General features: G+C 57.4%; 17 protein-coding genes and 1 tRNA gene. 3 read left to right on the forward strand and 15 right to left on the reverse strand.

The annotated features are described in order from the left end of the window. The first annotated feature begins 21 nt into the window (after positions 1-21). Both B5D61_RS19780 and B5D61_RS19785 read left to right on the forward strand, forming a co-directional pair. The gene (locus B5D61_RS19780; RefSeq protein ID WP_078815163.1) at positions 22-795 is read left to right on the forward strand and encodes a dienelactone hydrolase family protein; all 774 of its coding nucleotides are present in this window, start codon (positions 22-24) and stop codon (positions 793-795) included. 6 nt (positions 796-801) lie between these two features. Beyond that, positions 802-1,698: a hypothetical protein gene (locus B5D61_RS19785; protein WP_078815164.1), complete on the forward strand. Its 897-nt coding sequence runs from the start codon at positions 802-804 to the stop codon at positions 1,696-1,698. A gap of 23 nt (positions 1,699-1,721) precedes the next feature. Here B5D61_RS19785 and B5D61_RS19790 read toward each other — a convergent pair whose 3' ends face one another. Further along, the gene (locus B5D61_RS19790) at positions 1,722-2,210 is read right to left on the reverse strand and encodes a hypothetical protein (protein WP_139373383.1); all 489 of its coding nucleotides are present in this window, start codon (positions 2,208-2,210) and stop codon (positions 1,722-1,724) included. Between the two features lie 246 nt (positions 2,211-2,456). Here B5D61_RS19790 and B5D61_RS19795 point away from each other — a divergent pair. Further along, a tRNA-Leu gene (locus B5D61_RS19795) sits at positions 2,457-2,541 on the forward strand. A gap of 293 nt (positions 2,542-2,834) precedes the next feature. Here the strand turns inward: B5D61_RS19795 and B5D61_RS19800 are convergent. The 14 genes from B5D61_RS19800 to B5D61_RS19865 form a co-directional block, all read right to left on the reverse strand. Then, positions 2,835-7,460 carry a beta strand repeat-containing protein gene (locus B5D61_RS19800; RefSeq protein WP_139373384.1) on the reverse strand — a complete coding sequence of 1,542 codons (4,626 nt, stop codon included), beginning with the start codon at positions 7,458-7,460 and terminating at the stop codon, positions 2,835-2,837. 262 nt (positions 7,461-7,722) lie between these two features. Then, positions 7,723-8,538: a sugar phosphate isomerase/epimerase family protein gene (locus B5D61_RS19805; RefSeq protein WP_078815167.1), complete on the reverse strand. Its 816-nt coding sequence runs from the start codon at positions 8,536-8,538 to the stop codon at positions 7,723-7,725. A 78-nt stretch (positions 8,539-8,616) separates the two neighbouring features. Beyond that, positions 8,617-9,561: an ADP-ribosylglycohydrolase family protein gene (locus B5D61_RS19810; protein WP_176159552.1), complete on the reverse strand. Its 945-nt coding sequence runs from the start codon at positions 9,559-9,561 to the stop codon at positions 8,617-8,619. A 59-nt stretch (positions 9,562-9,620) separates the two neighbouring features. Continuing rightward, complete coding sequence (locus B5D61_RS19815; RefSeq protein WP_078815169.1) at positions 9,621-11,810, reverse strand: molybdopterin oxidoreductase family protein; 2,190 nt, start codon at positions 11,808-11,810, stop codon at positions 9,621-9,623. Positions 11,811-11,812: 2 nt separating this feature from the next. Next, positions 11,813-13,441, reverse strand: a complete 1,629-nt coding sequence (locus B5D61_RS19820) for a DmsC/YnfH family molybdoenzyme membrane anchor subunit (protein ID WP_078815170.1) — start codon at positions 13,439-13,441, stop codon at positions 11,813-11,815. Between the two features lie 20 nt (positions 13,442-13,461). Then, a complete protein-coding gene (locus tag B5D61_RS19825; RefSeq protein ID WP_078815171.1) occupies positions 13,462-15,213 on the reverse strand; it encodes a NirA family protein in 1,752 nt (583 codons plus the stop codon). Positions 15,214-15,286: 73 nt separating this feature from the next. Beyond that, on the reverse strand, positions 15,287-16,936 hold the full coding sequence (locus B5D61_RS19830) for a diflavin oxidoreductase (protein WP_078815172.1): 1,650 nt from the start codon (positions 16,934-16,936) through the stop codon (positions 15,287-15,289). 36 nt (positions 16,937-16,972) lie between these two features. Next, complete coding sequence (locus B5D61_RS19835) at positions 16,973-17,392, reverse strand: globin family protein (protein WP_217699021.1); 420 nt, start codon at positions 17,390-17,392, stop codon at positions 16,973-16,975. Between the two features lie 45 nt (positions 17,393-17,437). Then, positions 17,438-18,028 (reverse strand): Tll0287-like domain-containing protein, encoded by a 591-nt coding sequence (locus B5D61_RS19840; RefSeq protein WP_078815173.1) that lies wholly within the window; start codon positions 18,026-18,028, stop codon positions 17,438-17,440. A 21-nt stretch (positions 18,029-18,049) separates the two neighbouring features. Next, positions 18,050-19,417: a cytochrome c3 family protein gene (locus tag B5D61_RS19845; protein ID WP_078815174.1), complete on the reverse strand. Its 1,368-nt coding sequence runs from the start codon at positions 19,415-19,417 to the stop codon at positions 18,050-18,052. Beyond that, on the reverse strand, positions 19,414-21,414 hold the full coding sequence (locus tag B5D61_RS19850; protein WP_078815175.1) for an FAD-dependent oxidoreductase: 2,001 nt from the start codon (positions 21,412-21,414) through the stop codon (positions 19,414-19,416). Before B5D61_RS19850 ends, B5D61_RS19845 begins: the two co-directional genes overlap by 4 nt. A gap of 39 nt (positions 21,415-21,453) precedes the next feature. Further along, positions 21,454-22,836 carry an alginate export family protein gene (locus B5D61_RS19855; RefSeq protein ID WP_078815176.1) on the reverse strand — a complete coding sequence of 461 codons (1,383 nt, stop codon included), beginning with the start codon at positions 22,834-22,836 and terminating at the stop codon, positions 21,454-21,456. A 41-nt stretch (positions 22,837-22,877) separates the two neighbouring features. Next, a complete protein-coding gene (locus tag B5D61_RS19860) occupies positions 22,878-24,662 on the reverse strand; it encodes an ABC transporter ATP-binding protein (RefSeq protein ID WP_078815177.1) in 1,785 nt (594 codons plus the stop codon). 11 nt (positions 24,663-24,673) lie between these two features. Beyond that, positions 24,674-25,813: an ABC transporter permease gene (locus B5D61_RS19865; RefSeq protein WP_139373385.1), complete on the reverse strand. Its 1,140-nt coding sequence runs from the start codon at positions 25,811-25,813 to the stop codon at positions 24,674-24,676. Positions 25,814-25,839 lie beyond the last annotated feature (26 nt).

Genomic DNA, 25,839 nt, shown 5'->3' on the forward strand with positions numbered 1-25,839 from the left:
CTTCTTGCCCCTTTTTTTGCTATGAAACGTGCCCTGTTCGCCGCTTGCCTTTTTGCCACCTCCCTCGCCAGTGCCGCCATCGTGGAGAAGGCGGTGGAATACAAAGCCGGAGATGTGCAGTGTGAGGGCTGGCAGGCCTATGATGATGCCAGCGATGCCAAGCGCCCTTCGGTGCTGATCGTTCACCAATGGACGGGCGTCAGCGATAATGAAAAGATGCGCGCGCGCATGCTGGCAGAGCTCGGTTACAATGTCTTCGTGGCCGATGTCTATGGCAAAGGCATCCGCCCCCAACCTCCCGAGTCCGGGAAGGAAGCGGGCAAATACAAATCCAACCGTCCCCTGCTGCGTGAGCGTGTGAAGGCGGGGTTAGCCGTGCTGAGCAAAGATGCCCGCACCGATACGGCGAAGATCGCCTGCATCGGCTACTGCTTCGGCGGCACCGCCGCTATTGAGCTGGGCCGCAGTGGTGCCCCTGTGAAGGGCATCGTCAGCTTCCACGGCGGGCTGGACTCCCCCACGCCTGCGGACGGGAAGAAGATCAAAGGGAAAGTCCTGGCCCTCCATGGTGCCGATGACCCCTTTGTGCCTGCCAAGGATCTGGCCGCCTTTGAGCAAGAGATGAAGGACTCTGGGGTGGATTACAAACTCGTCCAGTATCCGGGTGCCGTGCATAGTTTCACTCAAGTGAGCGCCGGGAATGACAACTCCAAAGGAGCCGCGTATAATGAAGCCGCCGATAAAGCCTCCTGGGAGGAAATGAAGGCCTTCTTCAAGAGAATCTTCGCCGACTGATCGATCATGAAAGCACCGCGAGTCATCCTGATGCTGGTCGCGGTGCTGACAGCACCTCTCCACAGTGCTGAGCCTGCTCCGCCGACACCCGCACCGGTAGCCATTAAGCCGGTCGAGCAGGGAACCGATTTCCTCCGCTTTGTGGAAGGCGATGACAAGGATGTGCTGCAAACGGCCATTGTCCGTTATGTCTCTCCGGCAGGCGTGCCGGTGGACCTCGTGGGGGCTGTTCACATCGCCGATAAGGCCTACTTCGACGCCCTGAACGCCCGGTTTAAAACCTATGACGCCGTGCTCTATGAACTGGTCGGGCGTCCCATTGAGGAGCGAGACACCCTGAAGCCAGGAGACGGCTCGGAAAAGCTCCAGTGGCTGGGCCAAGTGCAAGAAATGATGCGCAATACCTTGAAGCTGGAAAGCCAGCTCCAATGCATCGATTACAAAGCAGCCAACTTTGTTCATGCTGACATGAGCCTGGAAGGATTCTTCGATGCGCAGGACCAGAAGAAAGAGACCTTTCTCACCCTATGGGTCAAAGCCATGCAAGCCCAGAGCGGTCTTCAGCGTGACCATGAGCAACCGAGCATGCTGGAACTCATCATGATCCTGCGTCAGGAAGACAGCTCCACGGAATTGAAACGCCTTGTCGGTCGTGAGTTCGACAGCATGGAAAAGCTCATCACAGGCATCGAGAGCACCGGCAGCACCAGCATCATCGGTGAGCGCAACAAGCACGCTCTCTCCGTGATGGAACGTGAGATCCAAGCCGGTAAAAAGAGGCTGGCCATCTTCTATGGCGCGGCCCATCTGCCCGATATGGAGCAGCGCCTGATCCAGTGTGGTTTCAAGCTTCAGAATGTCGATTGGGTCACCGCCTGGAATCTGCCGTGGTCGGAGGAGTGAGTCTGACGAAAAAGAAGGCAGCGTTAGCGGCCTGGAGCCTCCCAGGTATCGAGAGGCTTCATCGCCTCACCTACTGCGTGGAGTTCCTGAAACCAAGCCTGCATGGAATCCAGATGGGCGGCTTCCAAAAAGGCTTCATTCACGGACTTGGGACTCAGAACCAGGAGCCAGAGATCACCGTGGAGAGTTTGAAACTGGATCGCCCCTTTCGAAGCGTCCGTCACGATCGCAACCTCAACTCTTTCAGACGAGTCTCTCTGTCCGAGTGACCAATAGCTCAGACCGCGCATGATCCGACCTCTGGTGCGGGTCAAAGCACTGTGAAACTCCACCGGGTAGCCCGCTCGGCCCACGGACTTGGAGAGGAGAAGGCAGACGTGAAAAAACTCCACGGCATCATAGCTCGGTCCAGGCGAGTCCTTGGCCTTGGTCGGAGTCTCTGCCAAGACCCATGATATCAAGATGAGGAGAGGGAGCCATGCGTAGCGGGTGAGGCGAGTCTGCGTTTTCATGTCCATGCGTCCAGAGAAGACCCGCCAAGGTGAGGGAAGGGGCCTCGCCTGTCCATCGCAACGAAGCCCTAGCAATAGGAATGCGAGCACACTGGAAAAGATCCTCTTCATCGGCCCGATGGGACGTCCTTTGATGACCCCGGTCTTCCATCTCGGAGAACATGTTTTTTTGATCAAAAAGCGAAAACATCTCTTGCATCTTTTACGTCCCGGCTATTATTCACGCCCCTGCAAATCAGCACCCCTGCTCGGGTGGCGGAATTGGTATACGCGCAAGACTAAGGATCTTGTGCCGAAAGGCTTAAGGGTTCGAGTCCCTTCCCGAGCACCACTTATCAAAAGTGGTTTTTCTTTTGAGATTTCAAGGTCTCAAAATCGGTCTCTCGGAGCACGCGTCTGAGCCGTGGATGGAAGCATGAAACTCATGGCGAAGTGACAGGCTTGAAAGTCTCCTGAAGGCTCGAAAGGAAAAGACTCCTGTGGGAAGAGTCTTACCCTGCTTTGACTCGGATAACCGACCTCTGGTGAGGAGGCGGTGGGATGGGAGCCCGTACCCTTCCATGCTGTCCCTTCACGGGAATGAAGACGGGGGGCTACTCACAGCCGCCCCGCTCCTGGAGTGATTTAAGCGCGCACTTTCACGGAACGCTTGCGATAGGTGGTCAGCATCATCATGCCGAACGCCAGCAAGAGCATGCGTGAAGGCTCAGGCACCACGGTGGCGCTGATGATGCTCAAGACACCCGTGTCGAACAAAGCGGAGGTATCCCAAGCCAGGCCCTCAGGAAGGCTCGGCAGATCATAATTGACCGTATTCGTGATCGGTGTGGAGAGATTCGTCCAATCGAAGATCCGCCACTGATCATCCACAGCCCATTGAGTCATGCCATTGGGATTGGACACTCGGATCAATGTATCTGAGGAAAAGCTGGCGTTGCCGAGAATGATTGCGAGATCTGCCGCCGTCGAGAGTCCGGTGTTATTGCCCAATCCAGCACCGCTGAAGAGATCGAACGCGATGGTGGCAAAACTGGTTAGGTTGAGGCTGCCGGTGCCGGAAGTTTGCAGTGTGAGCGTGCTGGCCGCGGTGGCCGTGTAGCCGGGTAATTCTGTGCCGACCTGAAGTGTGCCACCGATGATGTCGATGTTCTTATCCGCCGCCGGGGTCACTCGGCCACTGCCGCCGAAGACGCCGTTGGCGTTGACGGTCAGGGTGCCGCTGCCGGTGCCTGACCCTGTGGTGTTGGTGACCAATAAAGTGCCTCCATCGACGGTCGTGCCACCGCTGTAGGTGCTCGCTCCGGTCATGATCCAGGTGCCGGTGCCTACTTTTTCAACCTTGCTGACCGCGACGCTGGCATCCGCATAGCTGACGATTTCATTGGCCCCAGTGTTAGTGCCACCCAATCGCAGCAGGCGATCCACTGTATTGGCACCGGCGGCGGTGAAGGCGGTGGTGAATTTGACGGTGCCTGTGCCGGTGTTTTCCAGCACCGCAGTGACGCTCGAGACATCTTCAGGAATGTCGCCATTGGTCACATTCAGGGGGCGGTTGGTCACGGAGTCGGTGCTGCCAATGTAGCGGAGGGTGCCGACGGCGGCGAAATTCTTGGCACTCGTCGTGGCGGTGGCGATGTCGATGATGTGAGTCGTGCTGCTCGAATCTCCCGTGCCGAGAGAACTGGCTAGGCCGCGGTCGGCGAGGGTGGTGGCCTCAATGGTGTTTTGCAGAATGCTGGTCTTGCCGTTGAAAGTATTGGCAGGGCCGAGCTGCAAGGTGCCGAGAGAGATCTGGAGGTTGAGGTTGTTTTCATTCGTGCCCGTCCCCCCGATCATGCCGGCCCGGAAGTCGGCGACTCCGGTGACATAGTGGAGGAAGATTCCCGAGGCGGAGGTCCCGCCGACAACCGCGTTACCGGTGCCGGAGCCTTCGATTCTGAGCCCTCCGTAGGCGGTGACGGCGTAGTTGTTGCTCGCGCTGCCGAGGATCAATTTACCACTGGTGCTGCCGCTGCCGAGGGTGAAGGTGGTGCCTGCGTAAATGTAATAGCTGATGGCTGTGGACACGGTTTTCGAGAGCTGAAGAGCGCCGTCTTGAATACGCACACCACCACTCATGTCACTCCCGCCTTGAACATAAGCTTGGTTATACTCGAGGACCAAAGTTCCTGCTCCAGTTTTGGTCAGGTTCGAGGCAACTGCCGCAGTTCCGCCTGCATTGAGAGCATTCAGAATGCGGCTGCTGATGACCAAAGGAGCTGCCGTGTTGTTCTGGAAAATCACCAGATCGGTCGAACCTTGTGCTGCGCGGATGCTTCCTCCGGTAATGGTCGTGGTATTGGCTCCGACATTCGGAGTCACCAGGATACCTCCTGTGCTCAGGATGCGATCGGTGGCATTCAGTGTGATGGTCGTCGCTTGAGCTTGATTGAACCGCAGGCTGGAGATGGCGGTATTCGCGCTCAGGGAGGTGCCGGTGATGGTGGCGGCAATGTCCGCATTTCCTGTGAGGCTAGAGGCTGTGCTTGCCGTATAAAGCCCCAGGGTTGAAAGACCTGTGATGGGGCGCACTCCCCCGACCAACGTGCCTGTCGCAGCCCAATCTGAAAGGCCTACGGTGGCATAGGCCACACCGCCTGTGCCCGTCAGTAGGGCATTGTTGGTGCCCGAGGTGGTCCGGATCTCGCCACTGGTCGGCAGCGTGAAATTCAGCGTCGCTCCAATGTTGCGGGTGATGGCGGCTAGGTTGATGGTGGCGCTACCCGTGCCTGTTGAACTGGCGGAAAGCGATGAGGAGCCACTGTTCAACGCTAAAGCGCCGAAGGATTGGCTGCTGGTCCCATCGGCGAGACCGGTCATCTGTAACTTACCCCCTCCCAGGACGAGCACACCGATCGTGGTGCTCAGTGTGGCTCCGTTGGCCAACATGTTTGACGCGGGGGCCGTGCCATTATTGAAGTTCAGATGCAGGACCCCATTGGTGATCGTGGTGTTTCCGCTGGCGGTGCTGGAGCCAAACAGGGTGACGGTGCCACTGCCTTCCTTGGTCAACAGGCCGCTGGCTGCGGTGATATTGCCTCGCACTTCGATATTTCCCGCTCCCGAGAAGGTAAGCCCTGTGGCACTGATTTGTGCGGCGAGACCGCCAGCGAGAATCAGAGTGCCGCTGTCTGAGGCAATGCGTGTGCTGGATTGCATGCGCACGGTAGGCGTGATGGTGTTGGTCCCACTCAGATTGCGGATCGCTCCATCCAAATTGACACCGTGACCATTGACCTGAATGGTTTCAGCGAGCGTGATATTGCCGGGGAGGTTCAGGGAGCCTCCGGCCATGACTTTGGTGCCACCGGCGGTCGTGCCCAGAGCGGTATTGTTCTGGATCTCCAATGCACCGCTGTGGATGACCACGGTGCCGGTGAAGGTGTTCGCTGCCGTCAGAATCGTTTTTCCGGTGCCGTTGATATTGAGGCTTACGGCTCCGCTGCCATTGTTAGCGATGACGGAGTTGATCTGTAGGCTGCCATTGTTGGACATGTTGGTCAGCATCAGTTGCCCTGCGGTGTTACTCGCGCCACCGGCAGTGAGGATGCTGCCATCACCAAGCGTGCCGATCTCCAGCATTTTGGCCCCAGTGACGATTTGAATCCCGCCCGTAGCACCGAGCCTCAAGGTAGTGCCGTAGAAATCGATCAGTCGATCAGCGGAGGTGTCCAGCATGGAAATGGAGGCAATGTCGCTGATTGCACCTATGAAAGAGACCATTTGATCCGAACCATTCGTGACGGCGAGATGAGACTGTGCTGAATAGCCTGCCAACCCATTCACGATGTTGTCATTGGCAAAAACAAGATCGCCACTGAAGCTGCCTATCACACCGTTAGTTAGGCTAGCCCAGCTCCCCAGCTTACCATCGGCGCTACGGTAGGTGGCCCAGGTGCCGATGAGGCCGTCTGACCCTGTCGCGGTAATGACGCCGGAAACGGGCGCGTTGATGGCCAACACCGCGTTGCCGGTACGGCTGATGGGGCCGAGGTTCAAATTCATGCTGCCACCCACACCTGAACTCAGTTGAATGGCGGTGGCGCTCTGCTGGACGCTGAGGCTGCTGAAGTTTTGCACGTTGTCTTCGCCGATATCGCCTTGGAGTCGTAGGACCGTTGGCGTGGCAAGACCGCCGATGAGTTGGAGGCCGCCTGCGGTTTGCCCATGATAGAGGAGGTCGCTGGTCGGTGCGGTAGCGGCGGTGAAGTCGAGGACGTTCGTGCCGCCCTCGGTGCCGATGGATTCTGAAGTGCTGAAAAGCGTCACAGCCCGGCCGAAGATGGTGCTGCCTGTGTAGGTGCTGGCCGTGGTGTAGTTGGTGGTCAGAGCGGAGATGGTATTCACAGGCGAGTAGGCGGTGCGGTTAAAGGCCCAACTGCCTCCGCTCTCGCCAATGCCGCCGCTGATTGTCGTATTCAGCACGTTGATATGAGTATGCAGACGGGAGTCTGCGGTCATCGTGATCGCTCCGCTGAAAATGGTATTGGAGGCATCCACGCGGATGGCTCCATAGTTGGAGGATCCGGCTCCAGCCATGGAGATGGCCATGGCGTAGGTGCCTGCGCCAGTCGGGTTAAAAACCGAGTAGTTTTGGACATCAATGGCACTGACTGCAGCGATGTAGTTGGGGCTGCCCACGCTGAGATAAATACCGCTGGTAGCTCCAGGAGCGCTCTTGAGGGTCAGGGTGCCGGTGAGTTCACTGTTGACGGCACTGATACGCGCAAAGCCTACGTTGGCCCCGCCTGACTTTTGGAAGGTTAAGTCTTGGCCTTTGAGGGCTGAGGTAAAAGTGATCCATTGATTTCCAGTACCCCCCCCCGAAGCGCCGTTGGCGATATTGATGATGCCGCTCGTGCCAAAGTTTAAAGTGCCGCCGCTGAAGCTGTGAGAAAGGCTTCCTAAAGAAGAGCCGAGTGTATTGAAGGTCATCCCTGCCAGCTTGATTTCCCCCTCCACGGTAATCGCACCGCCGCTGGTGCTGGTGGTATTGCCGAATTCTGCAATTGCCAGCCCGCTGTTGTCCCAGGCACTGTAGCTGCCATCCTTAAGCCAACGCAGATTGGTGGAGACAGCGCTATTGGTGCTCCAGTTACCTCCGCCGTTTTGGATCCCGTCGAGACCGAGATCGCCATCGAACTGATAGGTCTGGCCGTAGGTGATGGATGCGACCGTGAGGAAGCTGAGGAGGAACGAGGGAAGTTTCATCGGGGGGATGGGCTGATCTCCCCCTGGATGATGGCCGTGGACTTCCTGGACGAGCCAGTGGCTATCCTTCAAACAATGCTCCGGGGGGATGCCTTCATCATAGCATTGCCCGTGCCTGAAACTCTGGTTAGGCCGTGGTTCGGCACAACAGTATCAATTGTTGGGCCAAGCGGAATAGAGGAATGCCGGAGCCCAATCATCACAAAAAACCCCCGTCAGACCATTGTCTGAAGGGGGATTCGTAGTGTGGCTTGAGCAAGTCTTATAGGCCCATGACTTCCTTCATGTAGCGGATGCTTTCGCGGGCGATGTGCTGAGGGCCTGGCTCATAATTGAAGACTTCCACGGAGAGATAACCCTGGTAGTCCACCTCGCGCAGAGCGGCGATAATTGGCTCAAACTTCACCTCACCCATCCCAGGGCCGAGGAGGTTCGGGTCATTGGCATGGAAGTGAACGAACCAGTCCTTGCTGTCACGAATGATGTCCGGGATGGATTTCGATTCGTCGCTCATGGCCTTCACGTCGAGATGCAGCTTGCAGCTCGGGTGGTCCACTGCTTGGCAGAGGCGGATGGTTTCCTCAGCGGTATTGAGGAAATTGGTTTCCTTGCGGCCCAGAGGTTCCATCGCGATGACCACCCCATATTTGCCGGCTTCTTCAGCCACTTCACGCACGGTTTCGACCGCGCGATCAAAGGCGTCTTCGTATTTCCATTCGGGGAGTAGATTGCGTGCTTTCGGGCTGCCCCAGACCATGATGCGGCCACCCGTCATGGCGCAGATTCGTGCGAGATGTTTGCCGAAATGGGCAGTCTCTTTTCGCTGTTGGGCATCAGGGGTGGTGATGTGAAACCAAGTGGGCTTGGTCAGCAGCCAATGCAGGCCGAGAATCTCAAGACCGAAGGAGGAGGCCACCTGGCTCAGTCTCAGAGCATCGGCTTCGGTCAGATTCCGCGGATCATCCTTGAGCGTGAAGGGAGCCAGTTCGAGCGCGTGGTAGCCAGCCGCAGCGGCATCTTCACACACTTTCTCAAACGGCCAGTTGGGGTAGGTTTCGTTGCAAATGGCAAAGCGCATAGGGGCGTGAGCGTGGAATGGAGGGGCGCACGCGTCAACCCTGGCTTGAGATTTTACGCCGTGGCTTCAGCCTGCGGATTATTCGCTCAGGTGCGAGAACAGTTGGTCGAGGGCTTTTTGGATGCGATCCCGCTGGCTCAGCTTTTCCAGCCAAGCGTTGGGGATACCCTCGATGCCGTGTAAAGCGCCCAGCCAAGCGCCGATCATGCTGGCACGTCCAGCACTGTCACCACCCGCACGGATGGTGCTCAGCACCGCATCTTCGAAGGAGTCAGGATGCTTCCAGGCAGCATGGAGCGCGGAGGGAAGACTCTGCGGCAGCGGACAGCTCTGACCAAACCTGCCCGTGGCTGTTTCGACATCCAACTCACGGAGCATGTAGGCGAACTCGAAATAGTCCGAACCATCACAACTGACCTCACGGGACTTGCGAGTGAGTTCAAAGGCATCGCGAAAAGGAACGCCTGTCAGGATGGTGCGGAGCAGCATGCCATGGGCGATGCTGCAGGCGACGGCGGTCGGGTGATTTTGGGTGACCAAAGTGAGCCGACGGATGGCATCCGCCATGGAGAGAAAGTCTTCTCTTTGATAGGCCACCACCACAGGAGCGAGACGACTCACCGTCGCCATCTGGGAGTCATCAGCACCATTTTGAAAGTGACCGGGCTGCTGTTGCAGGTGCTCCAAAGTTTGGCGAGTGGCTTTGTCTAAATAGCTTCGGCAATTCGGATGGCCAAAGAAACTCTGGAAGCGCATGCCAAAGTCATTTTCACGGAAACGCCCTCCACAGGCAGCGAGTGATTCCAAGACCAGCAGAGCGGCATCTCCGTAGTGGGTTTGCTCCCCTGGCTTCTTGCCTTCGTGGTAGTGGCCCGGCTTGGGAGCCTCAAATCCCACGACTCCCCCCGGATATTTGGCCTTCATTTCCTCCAGGTCATAGATCCAATGAGTGCCCAGTGCAGCGGCATCGCCGACGAATTGGCCCCAGATAGCTCCTTGAAGACTGGTGAGAGAAACGTTCACGTCTTTGTTTGTGCCGCAGATCCGTGATCAGGGCAAGTGCTGACGTGTGCATGTTTGATCTAAACCTCACAAAGTGAAACCTTTACGGCACAGTGCTTGTAGCTGGGCTGCCGACTGTGAGGATCGACGGCCCAGTAGGTCAACTGATTGACGCGGGCGTCATGCATAGGCAAAAAGACCTGTCCTTTGGAAACCGTCGGAGACACTCGTGCCTTGGCGATTAACGAGGCTCGACGTGATGAAATGACGGTCTTGTCACCATCACGAATGCCGAGCTTCAGGGCGTCATCAGGATGGATCTCAATGAGGAGTTCCTCAGGAGCTAGTTTTTTGAGGACTTCCGATTTCTTCGTGCGAGTTTCCGTATGCCACTGAGCACTGGTGCCTCGACCTGTCAGTAGAATGAGGGGAAACTCTGAATCTGGGAGTTCGGGAGGAAGCTGAGGGACATCGAAAACAAAACGTGCGCGTTGGTCGGCGGTGTAAAAGAGGCCATCCGAGAACAGGCGGCGTTCTGTCTCGAAGGACGATGAAGCGGCTCCGCTCAGTGGCCATTGGATGCCTCCTCGATTCTCGATCATTGAATAGTCCGTGATGCCTGAGATGTCACAGGGTTGATCTTCGGTACAGCGCTTGAGGATGTGAAACACCGCCTCAGGGCTGGTCCACTCGGCAAACATGTCCCCCAGGCCCCAGGCATGAGCGATGAGCCGATAGATGCGGAGGTCGCTGAGAGCTTGGCCCGGAGCCTTGCGGACTTGGCGACTGACGCCGATTCGGCGCTCGGAATTGATGAAGGTGCCTTCTTTCTCCCCCCACCCGGCCGCTGGTAAAAACAGGTGCGCTTGGCGCGAGGTCTCCGTGGTGGCATACATGTCCTGCACCACGAGGAAATCGAGCTTGCCCATCAATTCATTGAAGCGGTTTTGGTTAATCCAGGAGTGGCTTGGGTTCGTGGCAATGATCCACAGCGCCCGAATCTTACCCGTCTCAATGCCTTCCAGGATTTGATCATAAGCGAGGCTCGGTTGATCGGGGATCTGCGATTCTGGAATGCGCAGGGCTTGGGCGATTTTGGCGCGATGCAGCGGATTTTTGAAATCATGTCCACCGATCAGATTGGTGGTGTTGGAAAACAGGCGTGATCCCATCGCATTGCACTGACCGGTGATGGAGTTGGCCCCGGTGCCTGGCTTACCGATGTTCCCCGTCATCAGGGCGAGATTGATGATGGCCTGCGCCGTGCGGGTGGCTTGGTGGCTTTGATTGACCCCCATGGTCCACCAAAAGGAAACGCGTGGTGTGCCCAGGCGGATGGTATCAGCAAAGCACTGCAGTTGCTCTTCGCTCAGGCCGGTTTCTTGAGAGACTCGGGCTGGAGTGTAATCTTGGATAAAAGCGGAGAAAGCCTCGAAGTCAGCGGTATGCTCTTCAATGAACGTCGTGTCCAAGGCGTTGTCTCGGATGAGCAGGTGAGCGAGACCATACAGCAGGGTGAGATCGCTCTTGGGCTGGATAGCATAGTGCTGGTGAGCGGCCATGGCCGTCTCGGTCGTGCGTGGATCGACGACGATGATCTTTGGATCGCGTGGATTGCGTAGCACACGCTGCCACATGATGGGGTGAGCAATGCAGGGATTGGCACCGATGAAGACCAGGACATCACTCTCTTCGAAATCCCCATAGGTAAAGGGTGGCGCATCGAAGCCAAAGCTCTCTTTGTAGGCGGTCACCGCCGTGGCCATGCATTGGCGGGTATTGCCATCTCCATGGATCATACCCATACCGAATTTGGCCAGGGTTCCCAGGAAAGCCATTTCCTCGCACATGATCTGGCCGGTGCTGATGAAAGCGACCGACTCTGGTCCGTGCTGGGCCATCACCTCTTTCATGCGCGTGCAAAACACATCCATGGCGGCAGACCAATCAATGGGCTGCCCGTGGTGCAAGGGCGTAGTAGCACGGTCTGGGGCATCCAGGGGCGTCAGAGCTTCCCAGCCTTTGGGGCAGGCGGTGCCGAGATTGACGGGGTAGTCGGGGTCGGGTGTGGCATTGATCGCCTCACCTTCTTTGAGGTGAAGTTTTAACCCACACCCGGTGGAGCAAAAGCCACAGATGGAGCGTGCCGTGCCATCCGGTTGCAGGCGCAGGGGAAGCTGACCCAAACCAAACCGAGAAGGCTCACGGACCAAGTCTGCCGTCAGGGGGCCATTCCATTCTCGGAGGGTGAGGGCAGGTAGCGTAAGCATGATTAGTTCCCTGGCATTTTAGGGCCTGAACAGGCCGTGAAGAAATAGATCCGCTCAATGAGCTGGCTGGTGAAAGCGAGAGCCGTCCACAATGCGAAGAGGATGGGGCGTGAGAAACCTCCTGCGACGAGCAGCGGTAAAAGGAGACCCGTCAGGACGAATAAAAACCTGCGGGCGGCGAGTTGTGGGGCGTGCAGAAACTCCATGCTGCGTGCTGAGCGATGACGAGCGCTTTTTTCATCCTTCAGCGCCGTTTCTTGTTCCCGGTTTTCTATCCCAAACATCAACCATTGCAGAACGAGTGCGGATAAAAAGAAAAGCGAGGCGTTCGGGCTACCTCTAAACGCTGACACCGTGGAGGTCAGGGCCGTGCCAAGAATCAGCAGGGTGCCGATAAACTTCAATGACACCAACTTGGCAGACCAATAGGGCCGGCGCGTATCCACATAGACCATGATGGACGTGGCGACGGCAACGATGCCGACCAGAGTGGAGAGGACCCAAGCAGGCTTCACCAAAAGGGGGAGGGGAAGCAACCATGCCGCAAGGGCCATGGAGCCTGCACCAGCATAGGCACCAAAAGCGAGGATCTCGCGAGACAGCCAGGACTTGCGCCAGCCCATGAATGCCCTCCATGCCTTGAGGGGCTGACCGAGGTGTAGGACACTGAGGTGAATGCCCGCAAAGCCGATGGCAAAAGCAACCCCGCTGATCCAACCCGCGTCGTCGATCGTTAGCGCCTGAAGGCCAAGACCCAGAGTTGCTGTGAGGAAAGCCCCCGCGCTCATTTGAGTCATCACCAGCATCCACGACAGAGGCATGTGCGCATGATCTTTGACCAGACGACCTTCATCGGCCGCATGAGCTTGCTCGGGGAGGGGGCGTTTGCTGGTATAGCGTGTGGTGGGGCCGGTGTAAGAACTGTCAAAGGCTCCTGCGATGATTTGGCCTTCACGCTCGACCTCACCGACCTTACGGTTAATGATCTTGATGGCTTCGTTGGGGCAAGCCTGCACACAAGCAGGCGCTTCTCCTTCTGAAAGGCGCCCGTGGCACATGTCACACTTACGGACGATGCCGCGTTTGAAGTTGAACTTCGGAACGTCGTAGGGGCACTTCAAGATGCAATAGCTGCAGCCGATGCATTGATCATCCAGATGCCGAACGATGCCTGTGATGCGGTCCTTATCGTAAGCGAGAACAGGACAACCGTCTGCACAGGCGGGGTCCACGCAGTGATGACATGCTGTGGTGACCGTTTGCAGATAGGGTTGCTTGCGGGTGCCGACGAGAAGGCCCATGTCTCTCCAGGCCTCATCGTCGTCCAAGCCATTGAGTGAGTGGCAGGCTGCAACACAGGCTTTGCAACCTGTGCAGGCGTCGAGATTCACTTCAAAGGCATATTGCTCATCGCTGTCTGGACGACTGAGTGGGATGAGATGGGAAAAGCGTTTGGAGGGCGCCTTTGAATCGTAGGCTTCGGAAAAGAGCGCGACAGGCGTGCGGAGCGTTTGCTGTTCTTCCAACAGGGATTCGAGCAGAAGACCGTGAATGGCTTGAGGATCAGGGGAGCTGGCATCGGGCTTCGGAACGGGTTTTCCCGAAGCTGATGGGTCCAAGTCGCAAATCATAAGCAGCAGATCCTCAAGGGCTATTCTTCGCAGAAAATCTCCTGGAGTTGGCCAACGCTGTGCCTGTTACAGAACTGGTGAAAGGATTCGTCCGTCTCCCGTTTTTTGAGGAATCCCTTCAGCATTTGTTCCAAGGTCGTGCCCAGGGATTCAAAGGGAACACCGCTGAAGACTTGGCGGCCAATCTTTCGGTTTTCACCGAAGCCACCGCCGACGGTGATGTGGTAGCCTTCACCTGACTCGGATTTCACCTTGGTGCCCAGCAGCCCGATATCGCCCATGAAATGCTGGGCGCAGCTATGAGGGCAGCCTGTGAAATGAATGTTCACGGGTTGATCCAGCTTCACTCGCTTATCCAGATACTCCATCATGGCGATGGCGTGCCCCTTGGTGTCAGTGGCGGCGAATTTGCAGTAACGATTGCCCGTGCATGCGACGAAACCACTCTTAAGGTTAGACTGCTCACAGGGGAAACCTAGTTTCCGCAAGGACTTGGCCACCGTGGCTGCGTAGGGGGCTTTGATATTGGGGATGATGAAGTTTTGCCAAACGGTGAGGCGGATTTCGCCACTTCCATAGCTGTCTGCCAGGTCGGCAATCCGCTGCATCTGTTTGGCGGTGAGTTGTCCGACAGGCACGCTGGCTCCAACGTAAACCAGGCCCTCTTGCTTTTGCGGATAAACGCCGACGTGCGAGTGCCCCTGCTGAGAAAACGATCTTGCGGCTTGGATACTAGCCTCGGCCTTAAGGCGGGTCAGTTTGAAGGGCAGGAAGGTTTCGGTTTCGCTCAGGACACCTTCGAGGCCCATATTCTCGACGACGTATTTGAATCGTGCCTTCTTCCGGTTGGTGCGGTCTCCATGTTTGATGAAGACACGCAGCAGGGCGACGATGACGTCGTTGATTTGTTCGGGTTTGACAATGACTCCCCAATCGCTGGCGAAGGTCTGATGGCCGGTCACGCCTCCTAGCGCGATGCGGAAATAGATGCCGGGCTCGATGCCCTGATCGTTCTCTTCGATCTTAACAGCACTGGCTCCGATGTCGTTGGTGTCTTCAACGGCGCTGATCAAACCTCCGCCATCGTAGGCAATGTTGAATTTTCTGGGGAGGTCATAAAACTCCTTGGTGCCGATGATGAGGGTGGCGAGTTCATTGACAAAGGGGCGCACATCAATCAGTTCGTGCGGGTCATAACCGGCGCACGGATTCATGGTGATGTTGCGGATGTTATCGGCTCCGGCTCCCTTCGAGTGGAGGCCGCAAGACTGGATGCGGCGCAGCACTTCCGGGCAGTTTTTGGGCTCGATCAGTCGGATCTGGAAGTTGTTCCGTGTGGTGATCTGGATGTATCCCGTCGTCAGTTCAGTGGCGATGGCGGCCAGTTCACGCAGTTGATAGCTTTTGACCACACCGCCGGGGATGCGCAGGCGGCACATGTAGCCGTCCTTCACTGGATTGAGCCAAAAGAGGCCATTCCACTTATAACGAAAGACGGACTCTGGCTCAGGCTTCGCGTTCCAGCGGGCATCCATGACCAGTTGTTCGATGGCATCGAAGGGGTGCAGCTCGCGCTTGATGCGCTCTTCCTTAGTGAGGTCATCCAGAGATGGGCCGTCGGGAAGGGCGGGGGCCGGAGCAGGTGCTCCCGATAGATCGGCAAAGGAGATCCCACCGGCGGCGATGCCGGCGAAGAAACCTTCGAGATAACGTTTTTGCTCAGATGAAAAATCTGATGTGGAAGAAGAGGGTAAGGTAGAAAGGGCGGTCATGGCTCAAGGCGGCTGAGGTTTGACGGATGCCTGTTAGGGACAAGGGAGGCGTGATCTCTAAGAGAGGGAGGGCTCAATACACATCCCGCTGATAGCGTTTGTTTTTCTTCATCTCAGCGATGTAAGCGGCGGCTTCGTCGGCTGATTTACCGCCCGCGGTTTGGATGATTTCATGGAGGGCGGTGTCCACGTCTTTGGCCATGCGCTTGGCATCTCCACAGACATAAAAGTGAGCCCCTTCTTCCAGCCACTGCCAGAGTTCGCTGGCGGCCTGGATCATGCGGGTCTGGACGTAGATCTTCTCTTCTTGATCACGAGAGAAAGCGGTATCCAGGCGGGTGAGGACTCCTTTGCGAACCCACTCGATGATTTGATCCTGATAGAGGAAATCGGTCGTGCGACGCTGGTCTCCGAAGAATAACCAATTTTTACCAGGTGATCCGGTGGCTTCACGTTCTTCAAGGAAGGCACGGAAGGGCGCAATGCCGGTGCCTGGGCCGACCATGATGACCGGTTTCTTGGGATCTTCCGGCAGGCGGAAGTGTTTAGCGACATGGAAGAAGACGCCTGTTGTTTCTCCAAGAGGCAGGCGATCAGCCAAGAACGTGGAGGCCACGCCCTTGTGCTGCAAGCCGTGCAATTCGTAACGGACAGCACCGACACAGAGATGAACTTCTTCTGGGTGCGCTTTGAGGCTCGAAGCAATGGAGTAAAGGCGTGGTTGAAGCTTCCTCAAGCCGCCGATGAAATCTGAGAGGGTGATGGGATTGACGGGGATGACTCCATGCAGATGCCGGATTTCATAGAATCCGATCAGGGCGTCTCTCAGGGGAGCAACACCATCATCGGGGAGGGCCACATCGGCATTCGGGTCCAAGGCATGAGCGGAGATGATGCTATCCACCACTTCGGGGCAGTTCTTGACATAGACCCCGAGGGCATCTCCGACTTCATAGTCTAAGCCCGATCCCGCGAGGGAGAAGGCAATGTGGCGTGTGTCCTTAGCGCTGCCCGAGGTATTGAGCGCGAGGTTGGCCAGGAGTGGTGCTGGGAAGGGGTTTTTCTTGGTGTAGCCCGTTTCTTGAACGGAGGGTTCTGCGACAACCGCTGGAGCCAGCGTGAGGGTCGTCGTGGGTTCACTGGCCAAGGCATCGAAAGCGGAACTGCTCCAGGTTTTAGCGAGATCGTCGAATTCGACATCGCAATCCACGCGGTCAATGATCCGGGTGGCACCGAGTTCGGCGAGCCGCGCGTCCATCTTTTTCCCCGCTAAGCAGAAGGTGTCGGCATAGTTCATGTCTCCCAGTGCCAAGACGCTGTATTTGACACCGGCTAAGCTCGGGCTGTTTCCATTTTGATTGATCGCGTCCCAGAACGAGGTGGCATTGTCCGGCATGTCACCCTCACCCCAGGTGCTGGTGATGAGTAACACATTTTGTTCGCGCACGAGATCCGCCGGTTGCAGCGAATCGAGGCCTGCTGCGCGCGCAGCAAAACCTCGACCCGCTGCTTCCCTGGCCAGCCGCTTGGCCAAACTTTCTGCGTTGCCGCTTTGACTGCCGAAGGCAATCAACAACGGACGTTGTGACGAGGCAGAGGACCCAAGTGAGGTCGGGCCTGCTGAGGCTCCTCGATTGAGGAGACCCGCTAAAAAGCCATTGAGCCAGGCTCTTTGCTCTGCCGAAAAGGGGGCGGATTCAGGTATGATCGGAACGGTGTTCATTGGAATGAAAGCGGCTTCTTCCAGAAAACAAAGGCGTTAAGCGGTGGGCTCCTTGGCGGCTGCCTTCATGACGTCGGCAAGGAGGGTGTAGGTGGCCGTCCAGGCTTCTGCCACCTCGGGGGTGTAGGCATCTCCCAAACCCTTTTCCAAGGTCCAAAGCAAAGCTCCGGCAACGGTGTCATAGTGCGCGTCAGTGACGCCATAGGCCACGTGCCGACGGCCCAGCGCCTGCACGGCTGGAACGATCTCATCCAGATGGTCCAGGCCTCTGACGGCGATGGTGATCATCTGCATGAGCTTCTTACCTTGCTCCTTGATATCGGAGGTGAAGAGCGGGCGGAGGGAGGGGTCCATCTCAAACAGACGATTGTAAAACAATTCGGCAGCGGTTTCTGAGATGGGGACAACCTGAGCCCAAGTCGTTTGGACCAGTGTTTTTTGTTCGGGTGTAATCATGGCAGGGCTGAGTGGGGTGGGTTTGGGAGGTGTGGGAAAACGCCTCTAGTTGGAGGCGGTGAGAGGGATGCGGATGACGACGCCACCCATGACATCTCCTTCTTTGAAGTCGGTGCGGGGGGAGTCGTCGTGGCCGTTATGGCACTTCACGCAGGCTGCAGCGATGGCGATGTCTGGATAGACCGCAGTGAAGTATTTTTTGCCGCCAAGCGTCTCTTCCGTGTAGTAGTTCTGGCCGACGTTTTTGACGATGTGCGCCAGGCCGGTTTTTTCGGCGTCCGTTTTCGGCGAGTTTTGCTTGTTGATCGGCCACTCGGAAAGCAGGGCATAGGTGAAGCCTTTCTTTTTCCCGGCGACCATCTCGGCTCCCATGCGGAACATTTGAGCCGGTAGGGGCAGGGCTTTGTCATCTTGCCAGTGTTCGCTAGCCTTGATGACCTTCTCTTCGTTTTGCAGACGGTTGACGACGGCTTTCGTGTAAACCGTGCGGTCAGACTCCATGACTGCATGCAGCGCATCAGCCATTTGTTGAGGTGAGATTCCGCCGGCGGATCCAGTTTCTGATTTGCCTCCGCAGGAGCTGAGAAGGCCGATGATTGCCGCAAGTGCCAGAATAGATGTTGAGGATGTTTTCATGATGCAGGGTGGGGGATGATGTCATTGCTTTTTGGCGGACGCTTTCCGGCGGCTAAGCACCATCTCGATGGATTCGATGTGATGTTCAGGATGTCCGTCAAAATTGGTTGGGCCGAGTTTCGGATCGGCCAAAGAGTCGAGAGAAAAACCAAGGCCATGGCAGTTGATGCAGACGCCCCGGGCCATCTTCTCCACAGGTCGGAGATTCATGCTCTGGTTATGCTGCACGCTCACGGTGGTGAGTTCGCCTTTCACATGCGTCTCCCGGGGCATGTGGCAGGTGGCACAACTGACGCCACTGCCTGCGGGGGTCTTACCGCTGATCTCGGAGAGCCAGAGCTGATAGTGAGAAGATTCTTTGTAAGCCAAGCTATGATTGTCCGCGTGGCATTGCAGGCAGGACTCCACGGCTGCACGGCGGGTGTTGCTGTCATGAGGGCTGTGGCAGGAGTTGCAGGTCAGGCTGAGGTGTGCCGACTTCTCTTGCATGGGCAGGCGTGCTTGGCCTGGCTGCATGGCTGGGAGTCCCTGAGCCAATCTCATGCCGTGCAGCCCTGCGAGAAAACCTTCATTCTCTTGCTTGTGGCATTCCGTGCAGGAATCCATGCCGGGTTGATCTCGCCATTCGGTTTCTTTGCCATGGCAAGAGGTGCAGTTGACGGCTGCGGCTGCGTGAGCGGAGGCGGCCCAGTCATTCAAGATCTTGTCTGCATTGGGGCCACTGGGGAGGCGTCCGTCATGTTGAGCCGAGGACAGTGAAGCCGTCATCGGAACTCCATGGGCCGTGTCTTTTGGAGCTTGTCCATGACCGTGAACCTTGGTGCGCTCCGGCAGAAGGGCGCGCAGCAGTTGAGCCGGTTCGGAGGCATGTTTGGCGAGGAAGTCCTCATACAGAGCGGTGTTGTCGTGATAGTTATGGCAACCGACATTCAGACAGGTGGCGAAACTCATGCCTTCATGGCTCGGGCGCTCTTGGGCCACATCGGCATGGCAGTGGAGGCAGTAGTCGATGGGCTGCGTCACCCCCATGGCGGTCGTGGCTTCGGGACGATGTTCGATATGGCAAGTGATGCACTTGTCGGCGGCGATCGTGGTGAGGCGATCTGCGTTGCGTGGATCGGTAAATTTGGCCATCGGGTGTGAATCTTTGGCCGCTGCCAAGGCGCTGCCGTGGCAATCGATGCAGGATTGCTCACGCACACCGCCCCAAGGTTCATGGCAGGCCGTGCATTTCATCTCGATCTGGTAATGGCCGTGCGTCGTCGCCCCTGGAAGGAAGACAGTGGAGGCTCCATCATCCTCGCGGAAGCGGCCAGCCAGATAGCTGCTCAGCAAAGCGGCAGAGCCGATGCCTAGCACCCAGGGCAAGATGGAGAGGGACGTGTTCAATAGCGATAAACAGTGAGAATGTGAAACAGCACCAGCACCAGGAGGGGCCAAGTGAGTAAGGCATGGACGCAGGTCCAGCCTACCTGGAGCCAACGGGCGGAGACGGGGGAAAGCCGATGGGCGAGTGCAATCACGGCACCGGAAAGGGCTCCGGTGATGGCCAAGGTCAGCATGTTCATCATGAGCACCTTGTTCAGATTAAAACCCAGGCGGAAACCGGTATGACTGACCAACACCATGAGTGACAACACCCCCAGGGAGGTGTGGATGATTCTCCATGCACCATAGTCCCCCAGATGCATCAAGGCGCGGACCCGCTTGCGCAAGGGTAGAAGGAGGGCCAAAACCATCAAGCCTAACAAGGTGTATCCCGTGACTTGCTTCCAGAAACCATCCAGCCAGATCAGATCGTAACGGAAGCCGGAGACGGTTGGGCTCAGCGGAATGGGGGAGAGCACCGCATGGAGCAGCGGTAGCAGCGTCGCCACGACGCAAGTCCATAACAGTGGCTTGGCCAGACGCACCGCAGGTGAGGTCGTGCTGCCGCAGAGTTGGGCCAGCAGTGGCCGACAGGAACCGCAGACAGTGCCAGCTCCTGTTTCCGCAGAGAGGGCCGCAACGGTCTTGCAGCCGGCCGCATAAGCACAGCTCAGTTGGCCACGAGTCACGCCTGTGCATTGGCAGACGGCGGCAGTGGCAGGCCACTGGGTCACATCCTGGCTGATGGGTTTCCACGGAGAGCCTGTTTTGACAAAGCGGGCTTGTTCCCAGAAGCGTAGCCGTTGCTTCTGCATCACCGCGGTTTGCAATCTGCCGACATCCTCGGTGCTGCCAAAGAGACTGACTCCACTCACCCGGCCTTCGTGAAGAAGGATCTGTTTCAGCATGCCTTGGTTCTTCCAGGTCAATAGGTTCCCTTCGGCTCGGATATCGCCGATGGTGACCACGTCCGTTCCGGCCAGTTTAAGCCTAACGGGATATTCAGTGGGCGTGAAGCGAGAATCCCGTCCCGCCAGCTTTTCAGCCAAGACCCGAGCCATGTCGAAGCCTGGGGCGGCAAATCCATAAAAGACCCCGCGTGGCACGGCGCACTCGCCAATGGCAAAGATAGCAGGGTCGGAGGTTTCCAGTGTTTCATTGACCAGAATGCCACCTCGGGCACCGGTCTGTAGGCCGCAGGCTTGGGCCAGCTCATCACGAGGCTCCACGCCCGCTGCCATGACGATCATATCGGCGGTGAGCGTGCGTTCGTCTCGGAAGTGCAATTGCAGGGAAGCCTCCTCCTGAGTGATGGCGGTGGTAATGCAGCCGGTCAGTACTTTGAGCCCGCTGGCCTTGACGCGTTGCTCCAGCAATTGGGAGGCTTCAGCATGGAGCTGACGGGTCATCAGGCCATGCGCTGTCTCCAGCACATGAGTCTGCACGCCAAGATCCAGGAGGGCGCGTCCAGCTTCCAAGCCCAACAGACCCCCACCTAACACTGCCGCAGTCTTTGCCGTTGCGGCCCGCTGACGGATGGCGGCCAAATCGGCCAAGGTGCGATACACAAAAACATCAGGTAAGTCGGCCCCTGGCACGGACAATCGTCTGGCGGAGGAACCGGTCGCGAGGATCAAGACATCGTAAGCATGGATGTGTCCTGATCGAGTTGTGACCTGCCGCTGCTCTCGATCAATGTGCGCGGCGGCATCGCCTAAAGTTACCGTAATGCCGTGCTCCGAATACCAGGAGGCTGGAGCTAACTCAAGGTGAGCTTCTCCGCTACTGCTGAGCCCCTGCGTGAGATGAATGCGGTCGTAGGCAAAAATGTTTTCTTCGGCAAGAATGGTTAGACTGAAGCCGTCGTGCCCCAGCTTGACCCACTCCACACAGAAACGGTGACTCACCATTCCGTGACCGATCATCAGCAGTCTCTGCTTCTTGGAAGACACGACCCCGCCCGCCGCTGCCTGGGAGAGAGGCAGCGCGGGAGCTTCGGCGGGCGGGTGTGTTTTCATCGGGTGGTTTTTTGAGAGACCGGAGGGATGAATTGAGATTTAGAAATCAATCTGAAGCTGCAGGTAGCCGAAGTGAGCGTTGTCACCGGCACCCGTGTCGTTCAGGTAGTCTCCTGCCATGTAGAGGCTGTAGCCGGTTTGGAGGGCCACATGGGCGTTGAGCTTGTAGATGGCGGTGAAGTCGAACTCTTGACCACGGAAGCTGCTGGCATCACGCGCGGCGGCATTGACCGGGCGCACGGCAGTGACACCGTTCACACGTCTCCAGGCATCATCGTTGCTGGCATTCCAGTAGAGATGATAGTCCAGCATGACCTTCAGCTTTGAGGTGGGGCTGAAGCTGATGTTGAGCTGGGGATTGTGAACGTTGACCCAGCCGGAGGTATCCATGTAACCGTAGAACAGGTGGTTCGTGGGATACAGGTTCTGGAAGGTCTCGATATCTCCATCCGCAGGATCTTGATCACCCGTGGCATAGTTGTATTGCAAGCCGACGCGTGGTTTCCAAGGATGCTTGAAGTTATACCCGAGACCCCAGTGACCCGCAAAAGCGGTGAGATCTCGTCCGCTGACCTCGCCGGTTTGGAAGGCCATTTCGGTTTCATAATCCCAGCCACCCAGCTTTTTCGGATCGCCCTTCCACAGGGTTCCGATGGTGTAGAAGCTGGTGTCTCCCAGGCGTGGTCCGAAGGCACCGTTGCCGTCGTCGCGTTTATGGAGAACGTAGAAGTCGGTGGTGGTATTGATGGGCACCCACTGAGTGCTCAGGTAGAGACCACTGAACATTTCGTTCACAGTGTCATCGTCATCGAGGAAGGTGGATTTGTTCCACTCGTGATCTTTGAAAACGACGGGGCTGCCGCTGAAGAGATCCAGAGACCATGAGGAGGCTGCATAGCGCAGTTTCAGAGCATCGAAGGCTCGTGCGCTGTTTAGCCACTCGAGAGGTCCGATCAGGCGCTGATCCCCGTAAGCGAGAAACTGGCGACCAGCGGTGACACTGACGCCTTTTTTCAAGTCTCCCGCTTGGACATAGGCCTTCAATATATCGAAGGTATCATCACCCTCCGCGCCAAAAGTTCCCATCTCATTCGGACGGCTGCCGCCGATCTCGCGCAGGTCTTGACCCTGGACATACAGCTTCAGCCAAGGGGCGACACTGTAGCCGATGCCTAACCTGAAACGTTGGAGCAGCCAGGAAGCGTCTTGAGGGCCGTTGACGGCGGAGTTGAAGTCGAAGTTGTTTTCACGGATCTCTGCGCGCATCTTCTCCTGAATGTCCACAGTCAGCTTGCCGTCAAAGAAGGTGATCGGAGCGTAACCGGGAGGGGGAGGCGGCGCGGGAGGTGCCGGTGGAGTTGCAGTGGGGGTTCCCGCATGGGCGAGGGAGGCCGATGCGAGCAGGAGTGCTAGCCTTTTCATTGATGGGTGGGGGTGTGTGTTGGGTGTTGCATGTATCGGGGCTAAGCGGCGGCTTGCAGGGAAAGGGATGCGGCGCGACGCAAGAGAGTGGCGTCGGCACGGCGGTGATGGGTGGTGACTCCACGCAGGTGGGCCCGCTCTTCCAGGAAGGAGAGCAGGTGCTCGCGGTAGTGATGCCACTCGGGCTGCTCCATGAGCAGCTTGCGGTGACGCGGGCGTGGTAGATCAATGTGGAGGATCTCGGCGGCGGTGGCGGCTGGGCCATCACTCATCATCACGACTTGATCGGAGAGGTAGATGGCTTCATCCACATCATGAGTGACCATGATCGCGGTGGTGCCAGTGCGCTCACGCAGATTCAGCAAGACATCCTGGAGTTCGAGTTTGGTCAGCTTATCCAGCATGCCAAACGGCTCGTCGAGCAGCAGCACCTTCGGTTGGAGCGCAAAAGCTCGGGCTAGACCGACACGCTGGCGCATGCCTTGAGAGAGTGCGCCGGGCTTTTTATCAAAGCTGCCCCCTAAACCTAAGGTTTCGAGGTAATGAGCGGCGATGTCCTTCTGCTCCGTCTTGCTGAGCTGATAAAACACCTGGCGGACGCCGAGCATGACGTTCTCCAGTGCGCTCATCCATGGCAGTAGGTTGGGGCTCTGGAAGACCATGCCGCGATCAGGTCCAGCCCCATCGATTTCGCGTCCATCCACAATGATGCCGCCATGAGTGATGCTGCTCAGGCCGGCCACCATGCCGAGAACGGTGCTTTTGCCGCAACCGCTGTGGCCGATGATCGAGACCAATTCACCGCGCTGAATATTGAGGTTGAAATCACGGACGATCACAGCCTCGCCACGCGGAGTCGGGTAACTTTTCGCCAATTGAGAGATGCTTACAAAGCCATGTCCTGAGCCATGGGGAGCCGTTTGATCCTTAGCTTTAACAGGCTGAATGGCGCTGTGAGCGGGAGCCCAGCGAAAGGTAAAGGTCGGCCGTGAGCTGCGGATATCCACCGGTGTGGCTTCGGGTAGAGCACGGATGCTGCTGCTCTCGGCTTGGTCATCCCGCTGCGCGATGAGGAAGTCGAGAAGGCGGGTGCGTGAGGCGAGAATCTTCGGATCTGCCAGCAGCGTCGCCCGGTCCCGTGGATGTGCTTTATCGATCATCTCTACGGCACCGAGGGTGGCAGCAGGTCCCATGGTCAGCGGGATCACCTTGTCTGCCATGTACAGCGCCTCATCGACATCATTGGTGATGAGGAGGATGGTCTGTCCGGTGCGCTTTTTTAGCTCCAGGATCTGATCCTGTAACTCGGATCTCGTCAGGGCATCGAGAGCGCTCAGGGGCTCATCCAGTAGAAGCACTCTTGGCGCAAAAGATAACGCACGGGCGACCGAGACACGCTGCCGCATGCCTCCGGAGAGCTCACGCGGCAGCTTGCGGGTGGCGGGTGTGAGTTTCACCTGATCCACCGCATCGGCAACTCGAGTGCTGCGTTGCTCGGCCGTCTCGCTTTGACACACTTGATCGACCGCTAGAGCCACATTTCCCTGCACGCTCAACCAAGGAAGCAGTGCGTAGGTTTGAAAGACCAAACCACGCTCTGGACCTGGTCCTGTCACAGGCTTGCCATCAAAGAGCACCTGCCCCTGATCCGGCTTTACCAGACCAGCGATTAGGTTCACCAAAGTGGTCTTCCCACTGCCGGAATAACCAACGATGGCGACGAGTTCTCCTTCCTCAATGGAGAGATTGAGATCTCGAAGAACTTCGGTCCTCTGGCCGCTGCTGCCAAAGCCGACGTTGACGTGTTTAATTTCGATCAGAGACATGGTCGGTAGGATCAGAGGGTCTGACTTTCGAAGGTGACTAGGCGCTGGAGAGCGAGCATGAAGCGGTCGAGAATGAAGCCGATGAAACCGATGGCGAAGACGGCCACGACGATCTGGGCCATGCTTTCGGTCGATCCATTTTGGAATGTGTCCCACACGAACTTCCCGAGTCCGGGGTTCTGGGCGAGCATGTCAGCGGCGATGAGCACCATCCAGCCCACGCCGATCGAAAGCCGCATTCCCGTGAAGATCAGGGGTAGGGCTGCGGGAAGGATGATCTTCCATATCCGCTGCCATGCATTCAGCTTCAGCACGCGTGCCACGTTCAGATAATCTTTATCCACACCTGCCACACCGACGGCTGTATTGATCAACGTGGGCCACAGGGAGCAGAGGGTGACGGTGCCTGCGGAGATGAGCAAGGCACGCGAGATATTACTGCCATCGGCAGGGCTGTAGAGTGCCGTAACAAAAACGAACACGATGGGTAGCCAAGCGAGGGGGGACACGGGCTTGAAGATCTGAATCAACGGATTCATGGCGAGGTTAAAGCGCGGACTCAAACCGCATAGAAAGCCGAGCGGCACGGCGATGAGCGTGGCTGCACCGATGCCGATTCCTACCGTGATGAGGCTGGTGATAATCTGCGTGCCAAAGGTGGGCGGACCTGCGTAGCGTTTGCTACGGTAGTTCTCCGCTTTTTCACGGTACTGAGAGGCCGAAGAATTTTTTCCTGCGGCTTCGGCATCGCGGGCTTTCGTTTCCCACTTCTGCGCGATGGCTTCCATGCTGGCTTTGAACTCGGTTTTCTTCACCGCTTCATTGCGGGCGAATTCGCGCATACCTTGCCAGGCGCTCCACGTTTCTGCGGGGCTAGGGATACGCTGGCTATCGGTGTGAACGGTGTGCGAGCACAAGGTCCAAAAGCCCATAAACAGAGCGATGACCACCCCCGGCAGGACGGTATTCATGACGATCTGCTGCCACTGAGAGCGCACATCATGCCCGGCAATGAGGCGGATAATGGGGCTGAAGTAGCCTAGACCCAGCTTTTCAAGCAGGGCAGCACTGGCGAGCATTTTTAGAGGCTCCCGTTTGGCCTTCGAGGGCTCGGGCGGGGATGTGGACGATTCACAGGTGATGGTATTCATGGCGGCGGCGGCTTTCAGGGACAGGG

The organism is Prosthecobacter debontii, from assembly GCF_900167535.1.
GTDB classification, from domain to species: Bacteria; Verrucomicrobiota; Verrucomicrobiia; order Verrucomicrobiales; family Verrucomicrobiaceae; genus Prosthecobacter; species Prosthecobacter debontii.